Origin of the sequence: Fodinicola feengrottensis (assembly GCF_010993775.1) — a bacterium.
GTDB lineage: Bacteria > Actinomycetota > Actinomycetes > Mycobacteriales > HKI-0501 > Fodinicola > Fodinicola feengrottensis.
Map to the genome: position 1 here is coordinate 16,266 of NZ_WOTO01000066.1, position 19,564 is coordinate 35,829.

The following is a 19,564-nucleotide window of genomic DNA, read 5'->3' on the forward strand; positions in this document are numbered from 1 at the left end:
ATGCTGAATGACGACCCACCCGGCCGGCGCGGACGCCGCCGCCCTGCTGAATTGGGGCTTTGGACTGTCCGCCTCCGCTGGCGCGGTGGGCAGCCTCGTCCCGGCACCGGCCGATGTGGCGCAGGCGCAGCAGGCCCGGGCCGCCGCCAACGCAGCCAAGGCCAACACCATCCAACAACACGCCAACGCCCAAACAACGCCTGGCCGGCCAACGAAAACTCCGCCGCCGGGCTCGAATGTCAGCGTGCAGAGCGGATTCTCGCTCGGCGCGGTCGGCCTTGCCGGCATCGCACTGCTGCCCGGCCGCCGCCGCCCCAAAAAAAGCGCCGCAGGAACAGCCGACCAACTCGCGAGCGTTGATGCTCGTACGCTCCCGTCTCGTCACCTTCGCGGCTGCCCTCCTGGCGGCGGCGCTGACGGTGGTGGTGCCGGTAGCGCCGGCGGCCGCCGCGCCAGCACCGGCGCCATGCCCCATCGCGCCCGCATCACCGCCGATCGCCAAGCACCCGCCAGCGCCCGTCCCACCGGCCCGGCCGGACTCGACCGTTGGCGGCGACCAACTGTCGACCGGCCTCGCGATGCCGCCGGGCAGCACTGCACCCGCCGGACTTTCCGCTTCTTCGTGGATTGTCGCCGATCTGGACACCGGCGCGGTGCTGGCGGCCTGCGCCCCGCACGTACGCCACCCTCCGGCGAGCTGCATCAAACTGCTGACAATGCTTACCGTGCTGCCAAAACTCGGTGACGACAAGGAAATCGTGACGGCCACTTCGCAGGACACCGACATCGAGCCGGGCAGCAGCGCGGTCGGGATCGTGGCCGGCGGCAAGTACGACCTGCACACCGTCCTTCTTGGCTTGCTTTTGGTTTCTGGCAACGATGCCGCGATGATGCTCGCGCGGCTGGGTGGCGGCGCCGGCGGAGTGCCCGCGACGATCGCCGCGATGAATGACAACGCCCAGAAAATCGGCGCTCTCGACACCACCGCGAAGACCCCGCACGGTCTGGACGCCAACGGCCAGTTCTCGTCCGCGTACGACCTGGCGATGTTTGCCCGGGCCGACTTCAACCTGCCCAGGTTCGCCGCACTGGACGGCACCAAGACCGCGCAGATCCCGACCGAAACCATCACTTTGCCAGGCCACAAGCCAAAAACGTATCCTGGCTACCAAATCCAGAACGACAACAAGCTGCTCCGCGGCTATTCCGGTGCGCTGGGTGGGAAAACCGGCTACACCGATGTTGCCCGGCACACGTTCGTCGGCGTCGCCCAGCGCGGCGGCCACCGACTGGTGGTGACCTTGATGAATGGCGAACAAAGACCGGTGCCGATGTGGGAACAAGGGGCGCGGCTGCTGGACTGGGGCTTCAGCCACGAAAGTACGACGGGAGTCGGCACTCTGGTGTCACCGGCGCCCACCCCAAGCCCCAGCGCGCCGCCGGCGGCGGCGCAAGCCACCCCAGTGTCATCGTCGAATTTCCCCACCACACTGGTCGTTTCGCTGCTGGCCATGGCCGCGGTACTGGTCGCCGGGGCTATTTTCTGGTGGCGACGGGCGTCGGCTCGGAGTCGTTAGCCTCGACTTCTTCCTCGGTGTCGTACGGGTCGACCTCGTCGGCCCTGATCCGCCGGTCCGTCGCGGTGAGCGCGGACGAGAAGAACATCAGTTGGTTGAGATAGAAGAGAAAAAGCAGGATGCCGACCGAGACGGCGACCGCCTGGTAGGCCGGATTGGCCTGCGTGCGGGAAATGTAGAGGACCCCGAGCGTACGCAGCAAAGTGAACCCAGCGGCCGACAGCAGCGCCGGCAGGAGCACGACCTTGAACGGGATCTTCAGCCGCGGCAGTCCGGACGGACATCAGCGCGATGAAGAAGATCACGTTGACCGCGAGACTCAGCACCACACCCACTGCCTGCAGGAAAAACGAGCCGCCGCCGGAGTCCGCGAGGCCGAGGAACTGCAGAATCAGCCGGGTTCCACCGGAAAGCACGCCGGAGACGACGAAGGAGAGCGCCAGAATCACCCCGAGGCCAACCAGGATGCCGGCGTCGATCAGCTTGCGGACAACGAAATTCCCCGGCGCCTCCGGGCGCTTCCAGATCGCCCGGATCGCGGACCGAGTGGCGTCCACCCAGCCCAGGCCCGCGAAAGAAAAACCCGACCAGGCCAATGATCCCCGGCCGCGCCACGAGCCTTGACGATGTCCTGCACGCTGATGAACGGCAGGTTTTGGTGCAGCGTGGTCTCGACCTGCTGGGTGATTTCCGGGTGGCCGGCGAACACGTACCCGAGAACGGAAAAAGCGAGCAACAGCAACGGAAAAATTGCGAGGAAGCCATAGTACGTGCAAGCCGCCGCGAGTCTTCCCGCAGTCACCTCACCAAACAGCGCGCCGGCCTTGATGATGTGGTCCAGCCAGCCAAAACGCTCGCGCAGCCGATCCAGCCGGCGCTGCGCGCCCTGCACGACCTCGGCCCCTTTTTCGGCCAGACTCTGGCTGTCCGCCATCGGGCATCCCTCCCCCTTCCAGGGTGGCCCGAAGAACGGGCCACCGCATTTCGGGGACGTTTAGGCGAACGGGAAATTCTCCTCCGGCCGCCACTGGCCGTCAGTGCCGTGGGTGTAGAGCGTGAAGCCACCGACCCGAAAACGAGCGTCGAAGTCAGCCAGCTTCTCGTACACCCGATCCAGCGACGCCTCATCCACGTCGTGCGCGACCGTGACGTGCGGGTGGTACGGGAAGTGCAGGTCGCGGCGCAGCGGGCCGCCGCGGATCGCGGACTCCAGCAGCTCGCACTCGCTGATCCCGCGAGCCACCCCGACGAAAACCACCGAGGTGACCGGCCGGAACGTCCCGCTGCCCCGCAGGTGCAGCTCGAACGGGCTGTGCTCGGCGGCGACCGAGCGCAGGTGCGCCCGCACTTCCTCGACCTGAGCCTCCGGGATCTCGGTCGGTGGCAGCAGGGTCACGTGCGCCGGCACGCTGGGCGCGAGCGGGTCGCCGGAAGCGGCTCGATGGGCGTCCAGCAGCGCACCCCAGGGCTCCGGGATGCTGATCGCGACGCCGATCGTACGGACAGCGGCAGCCTGCGTCACCGGCCCTGGCCTTCGCCGGCGGCCGGCAGGAAACCGATCCGGTCATAGGCGCGCGCCAGCACCGGTCCGGCGATCGCCCGCGCGCGGACTCCGCGCCGGCGGCCAGCACCCGGTCCAGCTCGGCCGGGTCGTCGAGATAGGCCGCGGTCCGGTCCTGAATCGGTGTCAACACCTCGACCACCACCTCTGCCAGGTCTTTCTTGAAGTCACCGTAGCCGCGGCCGGCATAGCTGTCTTCAAGATCGGCAATCGTACGACCCGAAAGGGCGGCGTAAATGCGCAAAAGGTTGCTGACGCCCGGTTTCTTCTCCACGTCGTAGCGCACTTCGGCGTCGGAGTCGGTCACCGCCGACCGGATCTTCTTCGCCGACCGCTTGGGGTCCTCCAGCAGGTCGATGATGCCGTTCGGGCTGGACGCGGACTTGCTCATCTTGGCGGTCGGGTCCTGCAGGTCGGTGATTTTCGCGGTGTCCGTCACGATGTGCGGCTTGGGCACCACGAACGTCTCGCCGAACCGGCTGTTGAAGCGCTGCGCGAGGTCGCGGGACAGCTCCAGATGCTGGCGCTGGTCCTCGCCCACGCACGGCGTCCGTGTCGTAGAGCAGGATGTCGGCGGCCTGCAGGATCGGGTACGTGAAGAGGCCCACTGACGACTGCGACTCACCGCCCTTGCTCGACTTGTCCTTGAACTGTGTCATCCGGCTGGCCTCGCCGAAGCCGGTGATGCAGGACAGGATCCACGCGCCCTGCGCGTGCTCGGGCACCTGCGACTGGACGAACAGCACGGACGTCTTCGGGTCGATCCCGACCGCCAGTAGTTGGGCCGCCGACACGCGCGTACGCCTACGGAGCACCTCCGGGTCATGCCCGGCCGTGATCGCGTGCAGGTCCACCACGCAGTAGACGCAGTCGTGCGACTCCTGCATCGCAACCCAGTTACGCACCGCACCCAGGTAGTTGCCGAGGTGGAACGAGTCGGCGGTCGGCTGGATGCCGGAGAAGACACGTGGACGGGAGTCGGCCATAGCCGCATTCTGTCAGGCTGCCGCACCGGGCCGGACGCCTTCCCCACCCTTGCCAGACGTCCGTACGGTCCGTGTCCGCCAGCCCCGCACCGTCACCCTCCGTACACACCCTTTGTCCGAATCAGGGAGTGAGGATGATCTTGCCGGCGGCGAGACGGTCCTCGAAGCGCCGATGAGCGGTGGCCGCCTCGGCGAGCGGCAGGTGACTGTCGATCAAGGGTCGCAACTCACCGCGTACGGCCAGGTCGAGCACGGTCGTACGAGCGGCCTCGACCCGCTGGAGCCACCCGTCGCGGCGGGCGCAGTCGACCAACCGCAGCCCGCGGGCATCAAGCTCGAAAGCCTCGATCCGGGCCCAGTCGCCGCTCAACAGCCCGTACGACATCATCCGGCCGGTGCCCGCTGTCATGGCGTCCAGCAACCGCCCCGCCGAGTCACCGCCGATGGATTCGAAAACGACGTCGATACCGCGAGGCAGCTTCTCCTGCCAGCCTTCCTCGCGGTGGTTCACCACCTCGTCGAAGCCGCGCTCCAAAGCCAACTCGAGCTTCGCGGACTCCCGGCGGTGCCGATGATGCGACCAGCACCGGCACGCCGAGCCAGCTGCGCGAGGTAGCCACCGACCTGCCCGGCCGCCGACTCGATCAGGACCGTCTCGCCGCCGGCCAGTTCCGCGTCCTGCAGGACGGCCAGCGCGGTCGCCGCCATGCCGCCAACCGCCACCGCGTCCACCGCCGACAAACCGTCCGGGATCTCGGTGATCGCCGACAGCGGCGAGGCACAGAACTCCGCGTACGCGCCGCCGCAGGTGTCCATAAGGACAACCCGCCGGCCGATCATCCCCGCGTCAACTCCATCGCCAACCGCCGCCACCGTGCCAGCCGCCTCTATCCCGGCCACCGCAGGCAGGCCACCCGGCACCGGAAACGCGCCGGACCTTAGCAGCGTCTCTGGGTAGCTGGCGCCTATCGCCTCCGTCTTGACCAGCACCTCCCCGGCGGCCGGAACCGGCACTGGTACGTCCTCCAGCCGCAGCACTTCCGGACCACCGGTCCGCCGCATCACAATCGCTCTCACTAGTCTTCTCCTCGATGTACGTTTAATCGGACCGACAGTCCGATTATTCGAGAGGCTACTATCCGGACCGCTGGTCCGTCTAGCGTTGAGGAGTAAAGAGTGGCCGAGCGGGCGGACGCGGCGCGCAACCGGGCCGCGATCCTGCGAGCCACCGAAGAGCTGCTGAGCAACTTCCCACCCGAAGAGGTCTCTATAGACCGTGTGGCCGCGAAGGCCGGGGTCGGCAAAGGGACCGTGTTCCGCCGGTTCGGTGATCGGTACGGCTTGATGCGCGCACTTATGGTCCAGCGTGCGGAGGCTCTACAGACGGCGTTCACGTCCGGCCCGCCGCCGCTTGGCCCTGGCGCGGAGCCCACCGAGCGACTGCTCGCGTTCCTCGACGGCACTTTGGAGCTGATCACCAACAATCTCGGCCTGATCGCCGCGCACGAGCGCGCGGCCGTCGCCGGCAACCATGACGACCAGCCGGTCTACAGGCCTGGCATCGTCACGTGACGGCCCTGATCGCGCAGGCCCGTCCCGATCTGGACGCCGAACTGCAGGCGCACATCCTGCTCCGCTCGCTGAGCAGCGACCTGGTGGCCCACCTGCATCGCAACGGCACGTCACCGCGGTTTGCCAGGTCGCTGCACGACCTGGCCACCGCGTTGCTGAGGCCGCTGGACCCGTGACCGGGCCCAGCGGACAAGTCAGCTGGTCGGAGTGCCGAAGACCTCCACTTCACCGGAGTCCATATATAGGCACCCGGTGTACGCGGTGCTCGGGCAGCCCAGCTTCTGCGTGACGGCCTGCGTGCTGAGCATCCAGAACCGTACGTAGCTCACGCCCTGCCCGGTGGTGCCGGCTGGTACGAGCGGCACCAACTTGCCGAGGTCCGCCGGCGTGAACGTACCCGCCGCCGCCTGCTGCCAAGTGATGCCGTCAGCGGAGGTCTCTACCCGATAGCCGCCGGTCGCCGAGGTCGGATCGTCGTCACTGCAACTGTTCGACGGGTCGATGGCCAGCTGCGTGACATTGACCGCGCTCGGCAGCTTGATCACCACGTTCTTCGCGGTCGCGGCGCTCGGCGTACCGTCCGCGGCGAGGTCGGCGTCGCTGCCCCAGCCGCTGTGCTGGCTCTGGTCGATGATGTTCTGCGGACCGCACTCGTCCTGGGTGTAGTCGCCGCCGGTGAAGGAGGCGACGCTGCCGCCGCCGGACGCGGCGGCCCAGTCCGGGCCACTTGCCAGTCCAATGTCGTCGTACCCGAGCCGAGCGCGACCGTCGAGCGGACCTGCCGGGTGAAACCGGCTTCGCTGGCTGACACGTACGGGTACGTACCAGCGAAAATGCCGCTGATCGTGTACGTGCCGCTCGCGTCGGTGGTCGCCGCGTAGTCGCCCGGGAAACCGGAGTCATGGCCAGCGATCCCCACCGTTACGCCGGCCAGCGCAGTGTTGCCGGGGTCAGTCACCTTGCCGGTCAACGTCGCGATCGGCGAGCCGGGCGCCGGTGGCACGGCGAAGCTCTGCACCGGGTTCTGGTCATCGCCGCCGTCGCTGGCGGCGAAGAACCCCAGCCCGCGGGCCGCGAACAGCCGCCATAGGGCAGCCACTTGCCGGCCGCCGTAAATCGCCTGGTCGGCCTGCAGGATCGAGTTGCGCATGTCCACCATGGACGGAAACGCCGGGGACAACTCCATCGCTCGGGTCACCAGCGACTCGGCCAGAGTGCTGCCCAGCGCGGTACGCAGATCCCACAGCGTCTGCGCCCAGAACTCGCCGCCGCCGTGCGGATTGGGAGTCGTGCTGACCTTGGAGATCTGGCCGTAGGTGAAGCCGCCAGGGCCGGTGCGTACGGTGCCGGGGCAAGCTGCCTCGGCGGTGCCTACCGGGCAGTCGTAGCCCTCGTGGACGAAGGTTCCGCCGGCGGTTTCGTACGCGCCATCCTTGAGTTCCCCAGGCGCCGGGGTGTCGATCTGGTCGCCGTGACTGACCTCATAGTCGGCCGGATACCAGTAGCTCCAGCCGACCTGCATGCCCGCCCCTGCCACGAATTCAGCACCGGAGCGTTGTTCGCATCGACCAGAAGTCGCTGCGGAAGGGCGTTCGTGTATTCGTGGTACGTGCTGTCGGCCTCGTTCGTCGAATCCACCGCGAGGAACGGATCTCCGGACGGGTATGCCGCGCCAGGCAGGTGATAAAGGTACATCTGAATAATCGCGGACTGACCGTCCGGCGGGGTAGCGATCCGGGCGTTGTCGATGCGGTTCGCGTCCGGAAGACCGTTCGCCACCGACGCGCCATCCAGCGCCTGGGTGTGCATCGGGTCGCCGCCGATGCCCTGCCCGCTGCTGTTGACCTGCTGGAAATTCCCGGCCGCCTCGGTGAAACCAATCGGCGCGTCCTGCAGGTGGTCGTGCCAGACATTGGCGAAATAAAACGCCTGCACGGTGTCGTGGCCGACGTTGTTCTGCCACGAATATAGGCCGTCGACGGATCCCAGGTGCAGACGTTGGTGTCACACGGCTCGCCCGCCGGGTGCGTACGCACCAACGAAAAAACGGTAGCCCTGCTGGCCGGTCGGCCCGACCTCCTCGTTGGAGTCGGCTTGGGCGTTGTCATTGAGATCCGCGTACGCGTGCGCGTTGTTTCCGAACAGTACGGCCGATCCCTTGGGCAGCCAGCCGTTCTGGTTGAGGCTCACCGTGTGCAGGTCACCGCCGTGCGGCGCGCCTGGATAATAGGTCACCACATCGCCGTACTGGGTAGCGGCAGCGGGCGGGCTGCGCGGCCGGCATCTTCTCCGGTCCGCCGCTCACTGGCGAACCCGCGGAATTGGCGTAGTCACTGGACAACGGCTGCCGGTAGAGCACCCGGCCGTTCTGCGCGTCGACCACGTCCAGCGTCGGATTCACCGCCGACATGGTGACCGTCTCGTACGCGCGACGGGTGCCGCCGGGCGTACGGAACAGTACCGGTGTCGAGAGGTGTCCGCTGGACCGCGAACGACGTTCTTCTCAGCGGTGTCCCGTTTCGCGGCCTGAATCGCCTGGTCCGCGCTGATCGCCGGGCCAGCCGCTGGCGCGGTCAGCGCGGGCAGTGGCGAACCGGTCAGGTTGATCAGCCGGCCGTCCTTGCTGACGTTGGCCTTGAGTCCGTTGCCAAACAGGTCCAGACCGCCCGCTCGCTGAACGAAGGACAGGTGATGAATGCCAGTAATGTCAACGTAGTCTCGTGCCACGGCGAGGTTCCGCAGGTCCGCCGCGAAAGGTGTGAAGACCGCCGAGTGGTCGCGGACATAGCGAGCGCGCGACGTCCTTGGCGGCGGCCCGACTCGGGCCGGTGAGCATGCCGTCCAGCCGGGCGATCTGCCGCGGGGGGTGCCGGTCAGCGGGTCCAGGTCGACGATGCTCTGTGGGCCCAGTTGCTGGGAAAGTTCTCGGACCGCGGGGGCGGCCCGCAGCGCGAGTTGGCGCTGCGCGAGCGCCTCGGGTCTGGGCCTGACTGCCGCCGTCACGTACGTCGTAAGAGGTCAGCTGACCGGCCGCCACCGGTGGCCTCGCCGGCCGAGGCGGCGCCGCGGCGGACGCGGCCTGGACCGTGCTTTGCGCCGCGGCAACCAAAACCACAACCGAGCACGCGCCGACCACCGCAAGGCGTCGGCGTTGTCGATGGACAGGACTCATCGGCTCTCCTGGAGGGGGGGGGGAACACGAGCCAGCCACGGGCCCGCGCGTGTCGCCGCAGCAGAGTCGCATCGACCTGCCGTCCGTCGGAATGCCGTTTCGGGCGCCTATTCAGGCGCCGAAAGTGTGCACCTTCGGCATTCCTCTTTGCGGACTACCGCGGACTGACCTCAAGGAGTAGCGCCTGCTCAGGGCGCAGGATCGGCAGAGCCAGGCCAACGGTGGCGAGAGCGCGGCCGGAGAGCGCGATCTCGCCGGCCGCCATCCAAGCCGGTCCGGTCCGGTTGACGTCGGCGGGTTGGGCCGGCCGGATAGACCGGGCGGACGAGATAGCACCGGTCCGGGTCCAGGCCAGGCAACTGTACGGGCAGTGGCCGCTCGAAAGCCGTCGACGCCATCTGGACGTACGCGAACAGGGCGCAGGATCGATCGGTCGCGACCACGCCGTGCACCCAGCCGGCCGGATCCGGGTAGTCGGCGCGTACCACATCGCCGCTGTGCAGCAAATCTCGGTGATCCTTCACAAAAGACACCCAGGTGCGCAGCCGCGCACGCTCCTGCGCGGTGATCGAGGCAATGTCCCATTCCATTCCGGAGTGGCCAAAAGTCGCGGCCACCGCACGAAAGGACAACGAGTGCACCCGACCGGTGGTGTGTGACTCGGTCGGGCCGACGTGCGCGCCCATCAGCTCCGGCGGCAACAACAATCCTGTCCAGCGCTGGATTGCCTGCCTTTCCAAAGCGTCGTTACAGTCACTGGTCCACACCCGGTCCGTACGCTGCAAAATCTCCAGGTCTATCCGAGCGCCACCAGATGAGCAGCTCTCCACTTCGACTCCCGGGTGCTTGGCACGCAGTTCATCCAGCAGCCGGTAAATCGCCAGTGTCTGTCGATGAACCCCAGCCCGGTTGTGCGGCTCGGCACCGGACTGGCCGGCGTCGACCAGGTCCCGGTTGTGGTCCCATTTCACAAAAGAAATCGGATATTCGGTGAGGAGCGCGTCCAGTCGCTCGAAAATGTACGCGTACGCGGCCGGATTCCCGATGTCCAGGACCTGCTGATGCCGGACTTCGGCCGGCAGCCGACCGCCGGTCGACATGATCCAGTCGGGATGTGCGCGGGCCAGCTCGGAATCCGGATTGATCATTTCCGGTTCCACCCACAGCCCGAACTGCATTCCCAGACCGCGAACATAGTCGATCAGCGGTGAAAGACCCTCCGGCCAAACCTGCGCGGAGACGTACCAGTCGCCGAGACCGGACGTGTCGTCCCGCCTGCTGCCGAACCAGCCGTCATCGAGGACGAACCGTTCGACGCCAACCTCAGCGGCCGCGTCCGCGAGCCGGCAGAGCTTTTCCAGATCGTGCTGGAAATAGACGGCTTCCCAGGTGTTCAGCACGATCGGTCGCGGCGACTTCGGGTGGTTCGTACGAGCCCGCAGCCAGCGATGGAAACTGGCGCTGACCCCGTCCAGGCCAGCGCCGGAATAGACCGCGAAAAGCCACGGAGAGACATATTCCGCACCGGCCGCGAGGATGACCTCGCCGGACAGCAGCAATTCGCCGCCGCCGAGCCGCCCGAGCCCGGACGGCGTCCTTTCCGCGTACGTGCTGTGGTTTCCGCTCCACGCCACATGCACGGCCCACACTTGACCATGCCGGAAGCCAAAGCCTGGCTCGCCGGCACACATCAGCGTGGTGGCGTCATGGCCGGTACGGCCGCGCCGGCTGTCCCTTACGACCGCACCAATCGTCATCGGCCGGCGCTGGGGGCTGCGCTCGCGGCTCCATCGGCCGGTGAAGTCCAGCACCTCGGCGGCTTCGCCGGGAATCGGCAACGCGGCGGCTACGCCGTCCAGGACATAGTCGGAGTCGCCGGTGTTGGTCACCGCATGCCGGAGTCGCAGCAGCCCGGACTCGCTGATTTCCACGTCCGTACGCACCGAAAGCGCTGCCGACTCGTCAGCGGACGTGATGGCGAGCGCGGATTCCGACGAATCGACGGTCACGCATTTAGGCAATGGCGAGAAATCCACGCCGCCGCGGTGGCCGGCAAGCGCTGGGCGGGAGGCGTCTCCCTCGGCGTAGTTCGGAAAGAGCAGCGCGGCCGAACTCGCGACTACCCCACCGTGCGGGCCGGCCGCACCAGCGGCCAGCGCCACCGCGGCGAGGTCCGTCGAGCCCAGCTCGGCGCCCCACCAGAGCACCCGCGGGCTCGCTCCCGCAACGGCTTCCACCAGCAGGCTGACGCCGCCGGCGGTGAGATGATGCCATCCGGCGGCTCCGGTCATCCTTTGTTGGCTCCCAGGGTGAGTCCGCTGATGAACTGCTTCTGCAGCGCGAAATACACGATCATGGTCGGCAGCGCGATGATCAGCGAGCCGGCCGCCAGCAGGTTGTTGTCGGTGAAGAACTCGCCCTTGAGGTTGTTCAGGGCGGACGTGATCGGTCGCTTGTCACCCGTACTCATCAACACCAGCGCCCACAGGAAATCGTTGTAGATCCAGGTGAATTCCAGCGTCGCGAGGGCCGCCAGCGGCGGCCGGCAAAGCGGCAGAATAATCGACGTGTACTGCTTCCACGCGCCGGCGCCGTCCACCAGTGCCGACTCGGTGAGTTCCTTGGGCAGGACTTCCATGTAGTTCGTCAACACGAACGTACAGAAACCGATCTGGAATGCCACATGGATCGCGATGATTCCCCAGTACGAGTCGTAAAGCACCTGGGAGTCACTCATAAAGTCCGGCAGCGGGATCAGGTTGTAGAGCCGATAGAGCGGCGTCAACATGATCTGCGGCGGCAGCAGGTTGCCGGCCACGAACATCACCAGCAGCGCTTTGCGGCCAGGCAGTCGGAATCGGGCCAGCCCGAAGGCCACCATCGACGACAGCGCGAGGATCAGGATGATCGACGGCACCGTCACCAGGATGGTGTTGCCGAAATACAGCGGCATGTTGCCCTGGGTGAAGGCGTTGACATAGTTCTGCACCGTCAACGCATCGGGCAGCGAGAAATAGCCGTGCAGGGCGGTGTCGTTCTGGGTACGGAAAGACGTGTAGAACGCGCCAGCAACAACGGGAAAAGAAACGACACCGTCACCAGGATCAGGAAGGCGTGCAGGGCGATCCGGGCCGGCCGGATCGGCTTGCGCTGCCGGCTCACCGGGCCGGCGGCTTTTCCGGTCTTACGCGTCGCGGTGGCCGTTGTCGCGCTCACTGCGGCTCCTCTTTGAAGATCCGGGTGATGTAAATGATGATGAAGACCGTGGAGATCAGCATCATGATCACCGCGATCGCCGAACCGTAGCCGATCCGGCTGGCCTCGCCGATGATGTTCTGGGTGACCAGGGCGGAAAGCAGCTCCAGGCCGTTGAAACCACCGTTGATGATGTAGACGAGGTCGAATGCCCGCAACGACTCGATCACGGTGATGACGATGACGACGATGTTCACCGGCCGCAGTGACGGGAAAACCACCCGGAAGAACGTCTGCCGCTCGCTCGCGCCATCGATCGCGGCGGCCTCTTTCAGCGACGGGTCAACGCCTTTCAGGCCGGCCAGGTAAAGAATCATCATGTAGCCGACGTGCCGCCAACTGGCCGCGACCAGCACCGCCCACAGGTTGACGTGCGAGTCACCGAGCCAGTTGACCGGATTCAGCCCGACATCCTTGAGCAGCTCGTTGATCAGGCCCTGGTCGTTGGAATAGACCAGCTGCCAGATGAAACCGACGATCGCGAGCGACAGCACCACCGGCAGGTAGATCGCGCCCTGGTAGATCCGGCTGCCCTTGATCTGCCGGTCCAGCAGCACCGCCAGAAACAGCCCGAACGGGGTCGGGATCAGCACGAAGAAAAGCAGCCAGATCACGTTGTGTTCCAGCGCCGGCCAGAACGGCGGGTAGATCGTGAAGATCTCCTGGTAGTTCCGCAGCCCGACCCATTTGATCTGGTCCAGGCCGATGCCGTCCCACGACGTCAGCGAAAGCCCCACCGAGGTGAACGCCGGCAGCCAGACGAACAGGATGTTGAGCAGAGTGGGAATGCCCAACATGAGGCTGACGACGAGCGTGTCGCGCCGACTCCAGCGCCGAACCTTGCGGCGTGCCGTCCGGCGGGTCGGTCCAGCACCAGCCGGAGCGTCCGCCGCGGCGGTAGATGTTGCCACCTGTGATCCTTTATTCGCTGTAGATGGACTTCTTCTGTGCTTCCATCTTCTTCAGGGTCGAGGCGATGTTGTTCGGGTTCTTCAGGAAGTCCTGGAAACTCGGGATGGCCACCGTGGAGGCGAAAGTCGGGTCCGCGTCCCGGTCCAGGAACTGCGAGATCGACTTCGCCTGCGCGATCAGCACCTGCTGCTTCTTCTGCAGCGCGTTGTAGCCGGCGCTGGAGGCGCCGTTGTTGACCGCGATGTTGCTCGGGTCCACTTTCAGGTAGCCCTCCTCGGCGGCGGCGCTGCTCAGGTACGTCAGGAGTTTCTTGGCGCCGGCCTCGTTCTTCGGCCGCTTCGCCATCATGTAGCCGTCGATCGGCGCCTCCACCGCGTCCGTCCCAACAGTGGAGTCAATTTCCGGGAAGGGGAAGAAGTCCAGGTCGTCCAGATCTTCTTTGTTGGTGAACTGCTGCGAAACGAAGCCGCCGAGCAAATACATCCCGGTCTTCTTCTGCAGCAGTCCCTGCGCGCCCTCCTGCCACGTACGGCCGAGTGCCCCGGTCTGGTAGTACGGCAGGATTTGCTTCCAGGTGTCGAAAACCTTCGCCACCTTCGGGGAGTCCCACGCCTCTTTTCCAGCCATCAGGCTGACGTGGAAGTCGTAGCCGTTGACGCGCATGTTGAGGTAGTCGAAGGTGCCGAACGCCGGCCAGCCGTCCTGGTCGGCGAACGCCACTGGCAGGTTGTCTTTCTGCATTTTCGCGGACAGCGCGACGTACTGATCCCAGGTTTTGGGCACCTCGTACCCGTGCTGCTGGAAGACGCTCTTCCGGTAGAAGACCGCCCACGCGTAGTTGTCCAGCGGAATGAAATACTGCTTGCCGTCCTCGCCGGTGGACGCCTTCTTCATGGCCGAGCTGAACTGGCTGCCCACCTGCGTCCAGACGTCGGAGATGTCGCCGAGCAGGCCCTTCTTGGCGAAGAACCGCATCCGGTAGCCGGCGAACCAGGTGATCACGTCGTCCGGGCGGCCCTGCAGGTAATTGTTGATCTGCTCCTGGAACGTGTTGTGGTCGACCGTGTTGATCTTGACGGTCGCGCCGTTCTTGTCACTGAAGGCCTTCATGATCCCAGCGGTGGCCTTTTTCGGCACCGCGTCCGAGGCGCTGGATCCGACGGTGATCGTCTGGCTGGCCGATCCGGAGCCGCCGCCGCAGCCGGCGAGGCCGCCGACCGCCGCGCGCGCCGCCGAGACCGAGACCGCCAGCCAGCAGCGACCGCCGGCTGACCGGCGCGCCGCCGAGGTGTTCCTGCAGGGACATGGTTCCTCCTGTGACCGAACGCTGATCCAACCGATCAGCTCCAGCAGCTGTCTTCCAACACGTTCGCACGAAGCCGACCAGAATTCGCCAATCTTGCACCCCGGAGACTAGGCGGTGTCAAGACTCCAGACAAAACACGGGAAAAAGCTGTCGATTCGTCCACAACAAGTCAGCAAAGTGACGGAGTCAACATTACTTTCCCCTCTGAAAGGGTACGAATCGGTTCGCCCTTGATTCTCTACAACGTGAGAACATGTTGATTAATGTTGACTCGCGTTGAGCGGCTGTGCGAGCCTGGACGGGTGCTCGCCCGCCAGCGTCACAGCTGATCCTCGAGGAAGTCCGCCGCAACGGCGGCGCGACCGTCAGCGCGCTGGTCGAGATGCTCCATGTCTCGGACATGACCGTCCGCCGCGACCTGTCCGTACTGGCCGACCGCGGGCTGCTGGACAAGGTGCACGGCGGCGCGACCGCGATCACCGAACGCAGCACCGACGAGCCTGGCTTCGCGGTGAAGTCCTCCCGGCAGCGGCTGGAGAAGGAGGCGATCGCGGCCCGCGCGGCCCGGTTCGTCACGCCCGGCAGCGCTGTCGGCATCAGCGCCGGTACGACCACGTGGGCGCTCGCCCGGCACCTGTGCGGTGTCCCGGGGCTCACCATCGTGACCAACTCGATCCCGGTCGCCGACGCACTACACACCATGGGACGGGCTGACCAGACCGTGGTGCTGACCGGTGGCATGCGTACGCCGTCGGACGCCTTGGTCGGGCCGTTCGCCAACGCGGCCCTGCAGTCAGTCCACCTGGACCTGGTTTTCCTGGGCGTGCATGGCATGGACAACCAGGCCGGTTTCACCACTCCGAACATCACCGAGGCGGACACCCACCGCGCCCTGATCGCGGCCGGCCGGCGGCTGGTCGTCCTCGCCGACCACAGCAAATGGGAGACGGTCGGCATCAGCTCGATGGCGCCACTTTCGCACGCCGATGTGCTCATCACCGACGACGGACTGTCCCCGGAAGCGGCCGAAACGCTGTCCGGTGAAGTAGGAGAACTCATTATCGTGCCAGCAACTGGCGCAGCGGAGGACCTGCAGCAGTGAAGAAAACACCCGCGCGGTTGGCGGACGGTCGCGAAATCATCTATTTCGACGAGACCGACGACGCCGTCCGAGAGCTTTACGACTCTCGCGAGCTGCCGCCAGCGCGCACACCCTTTCGCAAGTACGGTACGACCCGTTGCTGGCCGAATGGGTGGCGATTGCCTCGCACCGACAGAGTCGTACTTTCCTGCCGCCGACCTCGGAATGTCCGCTGGATCCGTCCACAAAGGACAGGCTGACCGAAATTCCGTCGCCAGCGTACGACGTGGTGGTTTTCGAGAACCGTTTTCCCTTTTTCACCACCGGCGGGGCGGACGAGCCGGTGCCGTCGGACGACGGCACGGTGGTCACCCGGCGGCCCGGCGCCGGCCGCTGCGAGGTGGTCTGCTTCACCTCCGACCACGACTCGTCCTTTTCTCAACTCACGCCCGAACGCGTGCGTACGGTGGTGGATGTCTGGGCCGACCGGACCGAGACGCTGAACGCTTTGCCTTTCGTCGAGCAGGTTTTCTGCTTCGAGAACCGTGGCGAGGAAATCGGCGTCACGTTGGATCACCCGCACGGTCAGATCTACGCGTACCCGTTCGTCACCCCACGAACCCGCCGAATGCTCGACTCGGCGCACCGGCATCGCGACCGTACCGGCGAAAACCTCTTCGCCCGGGTGCTGGCGGACGAACAGCGGATCGGCGAGCGGATCGTGGCCAGCAACGAGCACTGACAGCCTTCGTACCGGCTTTCGCGCGGTGGCCGTTTGAGGTGCATCTCTACCCGCATCGGCAGGTGCCTGGCATTCCCGAACTCTCGGACGCCGAGCGGGACAGTTTCGGCCCGATCTACCTGGATGTGTTGCGGCGCTTCGACGCCCTTTTCGACACTCCCATGCCGTATATCTCAGCCTGGCACCAGGCTCCGGCCCGAGTCGACCGGGACCTGGCCTACCTGCATTTGCAGCTCTTCTCGATCCGGCGAGAAGCCGGAAAGCTGAAATACCTGGCCGGATCCGAGTCGGGCATGGGAGTTTTCATCAACGACATTCCACCGGAGCGGTCCGCGGCGCTGCTCAGAGAGGCCACAGCACAGTGAAGATCCTGGTCACCGGCGGTGCCGGCTATATCGGCTCGATCGTGTCGGCGATGCTGGTCGATGCGGGGCATTCCGTGGTCGCCATCGACGACCTGTCGACTTCGGACGCCTCCGGCGTGCCAGCCGGGGTGGAATTCATCCGGTGCGACATCTCACAGGTCGCAACGGTTTTGACACCGGATTCCGGTTTCGACGCCGTGCTGCATTTCGCTGGCCTGATCGCGGCCGGCGAGAGCGTACAAAAGCCTGGCCTCTATTGGCATGTGAACACCGGCGGATCGCTGTCGCTGCTGGTCGCGATGCGCGCCGCGGGCGTACGGAAGATTGTTTTTCTCGTCCTCCGCCGCGGTTTACGGCAACCCGACGCAGGTGCCGATCCTGGAATCCGCGACGGTCGTCGCGCCGACCAGCCCGTACGGTGAGAACAAGCTGGCCGTCGACTTCATGCTGGCCGGCGAGGTGGCCGCGCTCGGCATCGCGGCCACCAGCCTGCGGTATTTCAACGTCGTTGGCGCATACCGGCGCGGCACCACGGTGATGGGCGAGCGGCACACCCCGGAAACCCATTTGATCCCGCTCGCCCTGGAAGCCGCGGCCGGCCGGCGACCCGAGTTCGCGATTTTCGGTACCGACTATCCCACTCCGGACGGCACCACCATTCGCGACTACATCCACGTCGAGGATCTGGCCCGGGCGCACCTGCTGGCACTGGACAATCTGACGCCAGGCGAACACAAGGTCTTCAACCTCGGCAACGGCACCGGTTTCAGCATAAGGGAAGTTCTTGCGGTGGTGGAAAAAGTCACCGGCAAGCCGCTGCCAGTGATCGAAAAGGACCGGCGAGCCGGCGATCCGGCCGAGTTGGTCGCCTCCTCCGATGCGGCCAAAGCCGAGCTTGGCTGGACACCCGCGAAAGCCTCGCTCCAGGACATGGTCAGCGACGCCTGGGATTTCCTGAACTCCGGGAGCCAGTCGTGACGCTGCCCGAGGGAACCGCTGAAGAACTCTTCTTCGACACATACGGCCGAGCGCCCGAAGGTCTCTGGGCGTCCCCCGGCCGGGTCAATCTGATCGGCGAGCACACCGACTACAACGACGGTTTCGTGCTGCCATTCGCGCTCCCCGAGCGGACGGTGGTAGCCGCCGCGCACGCTGAAGGTCCACAGTGGACCGTACGCTCCGACCTCACTGCCGAGACCGTCCACTTCGGACGGGACGACTTGGTCCCTGGCAAGATCAAGGGCTGGGCCGGGTACGTGGCCGGTGTCGTCTGGGCGCTGGTGGAAGCCGGCCACCAGGTCCCGCCCGCCGATCTGATGGTCTCCTCCAACGTCCCGCTGGGCTCCGGTCTTTCGTCATCTCATGCACTGGAATGCGCCACCCTGACCGCACTCGCCGGCCTCGGCGGCTTCGACATTCCCGGCATGGACGCGGCGAAACTGGTACAGCGCACGGAAAACCTCTATGTCGGCGCCGCCACCGGCCTGATGGACCAGGCCGCTTCGCTGCTGTGCACGGCTGGCCACGCACTTTTCCTGGACTGCCGTACGCTGGAAACCGAGCAGATCCCTCTCGACCTGACCGGCGCCGGCCTCGCCCTGCTCATCCTCAACACCAACACCAAACACAGCCACGCCGACGGCGAATACGCCAAACGTCGCCAATCCTGCGAACGCGGCGCCGAAATCCTCGGCGTGCCAGCCCTGCGGGACATCGCGGTCACCGATCTTCCCGACGCCCTGGCCAAAATCGACGACGACGTGGTCCGCCGCCGCGTCCGCCACGTCGTCAGCGAAAACGCCCGGGTGCAGGAGACGGTCGCCTGCTGCTGCGCGCCGGCTCGGTCCGCGAAGCCGGTCCCTTGCTCACCGCTTCCCACGCTTCGATGCGTGACGATTTCGAGATCACCGTTCCGCAAGTCGATACCGCCGTCGAAGCGGCCCTCGCGGCTGGGGCCTACGGGTCGCGAATGACCGGCGGAGGTTTCGGCGGATGCATTATCGCGCTGACGGACGTCGATCAGGCCGCCAGCACGGCCGAGGCTGTCGAGGCCGCTTTCGCCGCCGCCGGTTTTCGGGCGCCTGACTGGTTTACCCGCCGTTCCGTCAGCCGGCGCCACTCAGTTGCGCCTTTCCTGAAGGCCGGACGTCGACTGCGGGACAAAACCCCACACTCGACGTCGAGAGTGGGACAAAGTCCCGCACTCGACGAAAATCCAGCCCCCAACTGCCGCCACTAGCTTTTGACGTTACGAACGCGCATCCTCGTGTAATAGAGCCAAAACAGCCCCACCAGCGGCAGTACGGCGGGCACGTATCCGTACCCCTGACCGTAATCCGACCAAACCGTGGCCTCCGGGAAGGCGACCCGGTCCAGCAGGCTGTACGTCCCAATCACGAGAACGCCGACAAACTCCGTACCGCAGGCGGCGAAAGCGAGGCGCCGCCAGACGTCACCGTCCAACGCAAGCGAAACGGTGGCGACGATATAGATAACGGCGGCCAGGGCGGAAAGCGAAAAAGCCAGTGGTGCCTCGGAAAACTTGGTGGCGATCTGGACTCCGGCGCGAGCGCTGGCGGACAGCGCGAAAATGCCGTAGACAGCGACCAGTACGCGGCCGAATCCGGATCGAGTGGCGCGGCGCTCGCGGGTTTCAGGCACTGCCACCCCAGATTTGGTTGAGCCGCAATACCAGGATCGGTACGACCACGCAGGCGACGGCGAGCACGACACTGCTCCAACGGGTACGTTCGGACAGCGCCCAGACCGCACCGACCGGGACCACGATCAGCGAGGCCACCAGATAGCCGAGGAAAGTCCAGAACTGCGGGACCTGATGTCCCTGGGCCAACAGCACGATCGCGACCGCGAGTTGGACGAGCAGTGCCAATTCGACGACCGCGAGGCCACCGAGGGTCAGCCGGCCGGGCAACTTGTTGCGGGCGGCCAGCACCAGGCTCCACGCGGCCATCGCGAACGCCACCGCGACAACCACCGTCGTCACTGCCGGAGTCATCGACCCTCCCCTGTTCCCG

Annotated in this window: 26 protein-coding genes and 4 pseudogenes; 9 read left to right on the top strand and 21 right to left on the bottom strand. The window is 66.0% G+C overall.

The genetic code is table 11. The features are described from left to right. The first annotated feature begins 7 nt into the window (after nt 1-7). Nucleotides 8-745: a hypothetical protein gene (locus GNX96_RS59030; RefSeq protein ID WP_279582809.1), complete on the top strand. Its 738-nt coding sequence runs from the start codon at nt 8-10 to the stop codon at nt 743-745. Beyond that, a complete protein-coding gene (locus GNX96_RS40700; RefSeq protein ID WP_279582810.1) occupies nt 654-1,577 on the top strand; it encodes a D-alanyl-D-alanine carboxypeptidase family protein in 924 nt (307 codons plus the stop codon). Before GNX96_RS59030 ends, GNX96_RS40700 begins: the two co-directional genes overlap by 92 nt. Here the strand turns inward: GNX96_RS40700 and GNX96_RS40705 are convergent. The 7 genes and pseudogenes from GNX96_RS40705 to GNX96_RS40735 form a co-directional block, all read right to left on the bottom strand. Next, complete coding sequence (locus tag GNX96_RS40705; RefSeq protein ID WP_313885914.1) at nt 1,537-1,848, bottom strand: YhjD/YihY/BrkB family envelope integrity protein; 312 nt, start codon at nt 1,846-1,848, stop codon at nt 1,537-1,539. The two genes, GNX96_RS40700 and GNX96_RS40705, sit on opposite strands and share 41 nt — an antisense overlap. A 70-nt stretch (nt 1,849-1,918) precedes the next feature. Continuing rightward, nucleotides 1,919-2,134 (bottom strand): annotated as a pseudogene (locus GNX96_RS66175) (inner membrane protein YhjD); the annotation flags it as partial. Further along, entirely contained in the window at nt 2,056-2,511 is a 456-nt protein-coding gene (locus tag GNX96_RS40715) for a YhjD/YihY/BrkB family envelope integrity protein (protein WP_163572958.1), read from the bottom strand. The gene GNX96_RS40715 and the pseudogene GNX96_RS66175, both read right to left, overlap by 79 nt. 60 nt (nt 2,512-2,571) lie before the next feature. Beyond that, nucleotides 2,572-3,099: a 2'-5' RNA ligase family protein gene (locus GNX96_RS40720; RefSeq protein WP_163572959.1), complete on the bottom strand. Its 528-nt coding sequence runs from the start codon at nt 3,097-3,099 to the stop codon at nt 2,572-2,574. After that, nucleotides 3,096-4,124, bottom strand: a pseudogene (gene trpS / locus GNX96_RS40725) (tryptophan--tRNA ligase). Before trpS ends, GNX96_RS40720 begins: the two are co-directional and overlap by 4 nt. Nucleotides 4,125-4,245: 121 nt before the next feature. Further along, nucleotides 4,246-4,659 (bottom strand): zinc-binding dehydrogenase, encoded by a 414-nt coding sequence (locus GNX96_RS40730; protein WP_279582811.1) that lies wholly within the window; start codon nt 4,657-4,659, stop codon nt 4,246-4,248. Further along, a complete protein-coding gene (locus tag GNX96_RS40735) occupies nt 4,632-5,201 on the bottom strand; it encodes a quinone oxidoreductase family protein (RefSeq protein ID WP_163572961.1) in 570 nt (189 codons plus the stop codon). Before GNX96_RS40735 ends, GNX96_RS40730 begins: the two co-directional genes overlap by 28 nt. Nucleotides 5,202-5,300: 99 nt before the next feature. Here GNX96_RS40735 and GNX96_RS40740 point away from each other — a divergent pair, with 99 nt between their 5' ends. Both GNX96_RS40740 and GNX96_RS59035 read left to right on the top strand, forming a co-directional pair. Further along, the gene (locus tag GNX96_RS40740; RefSeq protein WP_279582812.1) at nt 5,301-5,696 is read left to right on the top strand and encodes a TetR/AcrR family transcriptional regulator; all 396 of its coding nucleotides are present in this window, start codon (nt 5,301-5,303) and stop codon (nt 5,694-5,696) included. Then, nucleotides 5,693-5,872 (top strand): hypothetical protein, encoded by a 180-nt coding sequence (locus GNX96_RS59035; protein WP_279582813.1) that lies wholly within the window; start codon nt 5,693-5,695, stop codon nt 5,870-5,872. The genes GNX96_RS40740 and GNX96_RS59035 overlap by 4 nt, the downstream gene beginning before the upstream one ends. A gap of 18 nt (nt 5,873-5,890) precedes the next feature. On the opposite strand, the gene GNX96_RS40745 is transcribed toward GNX96_RS59035, so the two are convergent. The 12 genes from GNX96_RS40745 to GNX96_RS59045 all read right to left on the bottom strand — a co-directional run bounded on the left by GNX96_RS40745 (nt 5,891) and on the right by GNX96_RS59045 (nt 14,341). Continuing rightward, complete coding sequence (locus GNX96_RS40745) at nt 5,891-6,241, bottom strand: hypothetical protein (RefSeq protein ID WP_390624278.1); 351 nt, start codon at nt 6,239-6,241, stop codon at nt 5,891-5,893. Next, nucleotides 6,238-7,158: a M36 family metallopeptidase gene (locus GNX96_RS40750; protein WP_279582830.1), complete on the bottom strand. Its 921-nt coding sequence runs from the start codon at nt 7,156-7,158 to the stop codon at nt 6,238-6,240. Before GNX96_RS40750 ends, GNX96_RS40745 begins: the two co-directional genes overlap by 4 nt. Further along, nucleotides 7,068-7,631 carry a M36 family metallopeptidase gene (locus GNX96_RS40755; protein WP_163572963.1) on the bottom strand — a complete coding sequence of 188 codons (564 nt, stop codon included), beginning with the start codon at nt 7,629-7,631 and terminating at the stop codon, nt 7,068-7,070. Before GNX96_RS40755 ends, GNX96_RS40750 begins: the two co-directional genes overlap by 91 nt. 69 nt (nt 7,632-7,700) lie before the next feature. Next, the gene (locus GNX96_RS40760; RefSeq protein WP_163572964.1) at nt 7,701-7,931 is read right to left on the bottom strand and encodes a hypothetical protein; all 231 of its coding nucleotides are present in this window, start codon (nt 7,929-7,931) and stop codon (nt 7,701-7,703) included. Continuing rightward, nucleotides 7,897-8,106: a hypothetical protein gene (locus GNX96_RS40765; protein WP_163572965.1), complete on the bottom strand. Its 210-nt coding sequence runs from the start codon at nt 8,104-8,106 to the stop codon at nt 7,897-7,899. Before GNX96_RS40765 ends, GNX96_RS40760 begins: the two co-directional genes overlap by 35 nt. Then, a complete protein-coding gene (locus GNX96_RS40770; RefSeq protein WP_163572966.1) occupies nt 8,094-8,699 on the bottom strand; it encodes a hypothetical protein in 606 nt (201 codons plus the stop codon). The genes GNX96_RS40765 and GNX96_RS40770 overlap by 13 nt, the downstream gene beginning before the upstream one ends. Before the next feature lie 357 nt (nt 8,700-9,056). Beyond that, nucleotides 9,057-11,159 (bottom strand): alpha-galactosidase, encoded by a 2,103-nt coding sequence (locus tag GNX96_RS40775; RefSeq protein ID WP_279582814.1) that lies wholly within the window; start codon nt 11,157-11,159, stop codon nt 9,057-9,059. Further along, entirely contained in the window at nt 11,156-11,857 is a 702-nt protein-coding gene (locus GNX96_RS40780; RefSeq protein WP_279582831.1) for a carbohydrate ABC transporter permease, read from the bottom strand. Before GNX96_RS40780 ends, GNX96_RS40775 begins: the two co-directional genes overlap by 4 nt. Before the next feature lie 2 nt (nt 11,858-11,859). After that, nucleotides 11,860-12,084 carry a hypothetical protein gene (locus GNX96_RS59040; protein WP_279582815.1) on the bottom strand — a complete coding sequence of 75 codons (225 nt, stop codon included), beginning with the start codon at nt 12,082-12,084 and terminating at the stop codon, nt 11,860-11,862. Next, nucleotides 12,081-13,034 carry a carbohydrate ABC transporter permease gene (locus GNX96_RS40785; RefSeq protein WP_279582816.1) on the bottom strand — a complete coding sequence of 318 codons (954 nt, stop codon included), beginning with the start codon at nt 13,032-13,034 and terminating at the stop codon, nt 12,081-12,083. Before GNX96_RS40785 ends, GNX96_RS59040 begins: the two co-directional genes overlap by 4 nt. 10 nt (nt 13,035-13,044) lie before the next feature. Continuing rightward, nucleotides 13,045-14,145, bottom strand: a complete 1,101-nt coding sequence (locus GNX96_RS40790) for an ABC transporter substrate-binding protein (protein ID WP_279582817.1) — start codon at nt 14,143-14,145, stop codon at nt 13,045-13,047. Further along, nucleotides 14,129-14,341 carry a hypothetical protein gene (locus GNX96_RS59045; RefSeq protein WP_279582818.1) on the bottom strand — a complete coding sequence of 71 codons (213 nt, stop codon included), beginning with the start codon at nt 14,339-14,341 and terminating at the stop codon, nt 14,129-14,131. Before GNX96_RS59045 ends, GNX96_RS40790 begins: the two co-directional genes overlap by 17 nt. A gap of 286 nt (nt 14,342-14,627) precedes the next feature. On the opposite strand from GNX96_RS59045, the gene GNX96_RS40795 reads away from it, so the two are divergent. From GNX96_RS40795 to GNX96_RS59050, 5 genes and pseudogenes are all read left to right on the top strand, one after another. Next, nucleotides 14,628-15,443: a DeoR/GlpR family DNA-binding transcription regulator gene (locus tag GNX96_RS40795; protein WP_279582819.1), complete on the top strand. Its 816-nt coding sequence runs from the start codon at nt 14,628-14,630 to the stop codon at nt 15,441-15,443. Between the two features lie 17 nt (nt 15,444-15,460). Then, nucleotides 15,461-16,529: pseudogene (gene galT / locus GNX96_RS40800) on the top strand (galactose-1-phosphate uridylyltransferase). Then, a pseudogene (gene galE, locus GNX96_RS40805) lies at nt 16,526-17,507 on the top strand (UDP-glucose 4-epimerase GalE). Before galT ends, galE begins: the two co-directional pseudogenes overlap by 4 nt. Then, nucleotides 17,504-18,502, top strand: coding sequence for a galactokinase (locus GNX96_RS40810; protein WP_279582820.1), 999 nt, complete (start codon nt 17,504-17,506; stop codon nt 18,500-18,502). The pseudogene galE and the gene GNX96_RS40810 overlap by 4 nt, the downstream one beginning before the upstream one ends. Continuing rightward, the gene (locus GNX96_RS59050) at nt 18,415-18,768 is read left to right on the top strand and encodes a hypothetical protein (RefSeq protein ID WP_279582821.1); all 354 of its coding nucleotides are present in this window, start codon (nt 18,415-18,417) and stop codon (nt 18,766-18,768) included. The genes GNX96_RS40810 and GNX96_RS59050 overlap by 88 nt, the downstream gene beginning before the upstream one ends. On the opposite strand, the gene GNX96_RS40815 is transcribed toward GNX96_RS59050, so the two are convergent. Both GNX96_RS40815 and GNX96_RS40820 read right to left on the bottom strand, forming a co-directional pair. Beyond that, complete coding sequence (locus tag GNX96_RS40815; protein ID WP_163572967.1) at nt 18,765-19,196, bottom strand: hypothetical protein; 432 nt, start codon at nt 19,194-19,196, stop codon at nt 18,765-18,767. The genes GNX96_RS59050 and GNX96_RS40815 overlap by 4 nt on opposite strands. After that, nucleotides 19,183-19,545, bottom strand: a complete 363-nt coding sequence (locus GNX96_RS40820) for a hypothetical protein (protein ID WP_163572968.1) — start codon at nt 19,543-19,545, stop codon at nt 19,183-19,185. Before GNX96_RS40820 ends, GNX96_RS40815 begins: the two co-directional genes overlap by 14 nt. Between the last annotated feature and the right edge of the window lie 19 nt (nt 19,546-19,564).

What these genes read in the sequence shown, in the direction of transcription:
- GNX96_RS59045 (WP_279582818.1), bottom strand. Translation starts at nt 14,341, where the DNA reads ATGTCCCTGCAGGAACACCTCGGCGGCGCGCCGGTCAGCCGGCGGTCG.
- GNX96_RS59030 (WP_279582809.1), top strand. Translation starts at nt 8, where the DNA reads ATGACGACCCACCCGGCCGGCGCGGACGCCGCCGCCCTGCTGAATTGG.
- GNX96_RS40715 (WP_163572958.1), bottom strand. Translation starts at nt 2,511, where the DNA reads ATGGCGGACAGCCAGAGTCTGGCCGAAAAAGGGGCCGAGGTCGTGCAG.
- GNX96_RS59050 (WP_279582821.1), top strand. Translation starts at nt 18,415, where the DNA reads ATGCGTGACGATTTCGAGATCACCGTTCCGCAAGTCGATACCGCCGTC.
- GNX96_RS40820 (WP_163572968.1), bottom strand. Translation starts at nt 19,545, where the DNA reads ATGACTCCGGCAGTGACGACGGTGGTTGTCGCGGTGGCGTTCGCGATG.
- GNX96_RS40765 (WP_163572965.1), bottom strand. Translation starts at nt 8,106, where the DNA reads ATGTCGGCGGTGAATCCGACGCTGGACGTGGTCGACGCGCAGAACGGC.
- GNX96_RS40790 (WP_279582817.1), bottom strand. Translation starts at nt 14,145, where the DNA reads ATGAAGGCCTTCAGTGACAAGAACGGCGCGACCGTCAAGATCAACACG.
- GNX96_RS40775 (WP_279582814.1), bottom strand. Translation starts at nt 11,159, where the DNA reads ATGACCGGAGCCGCCGGATGGCATCATCTCACCGCCGGCGGCGTCAGC.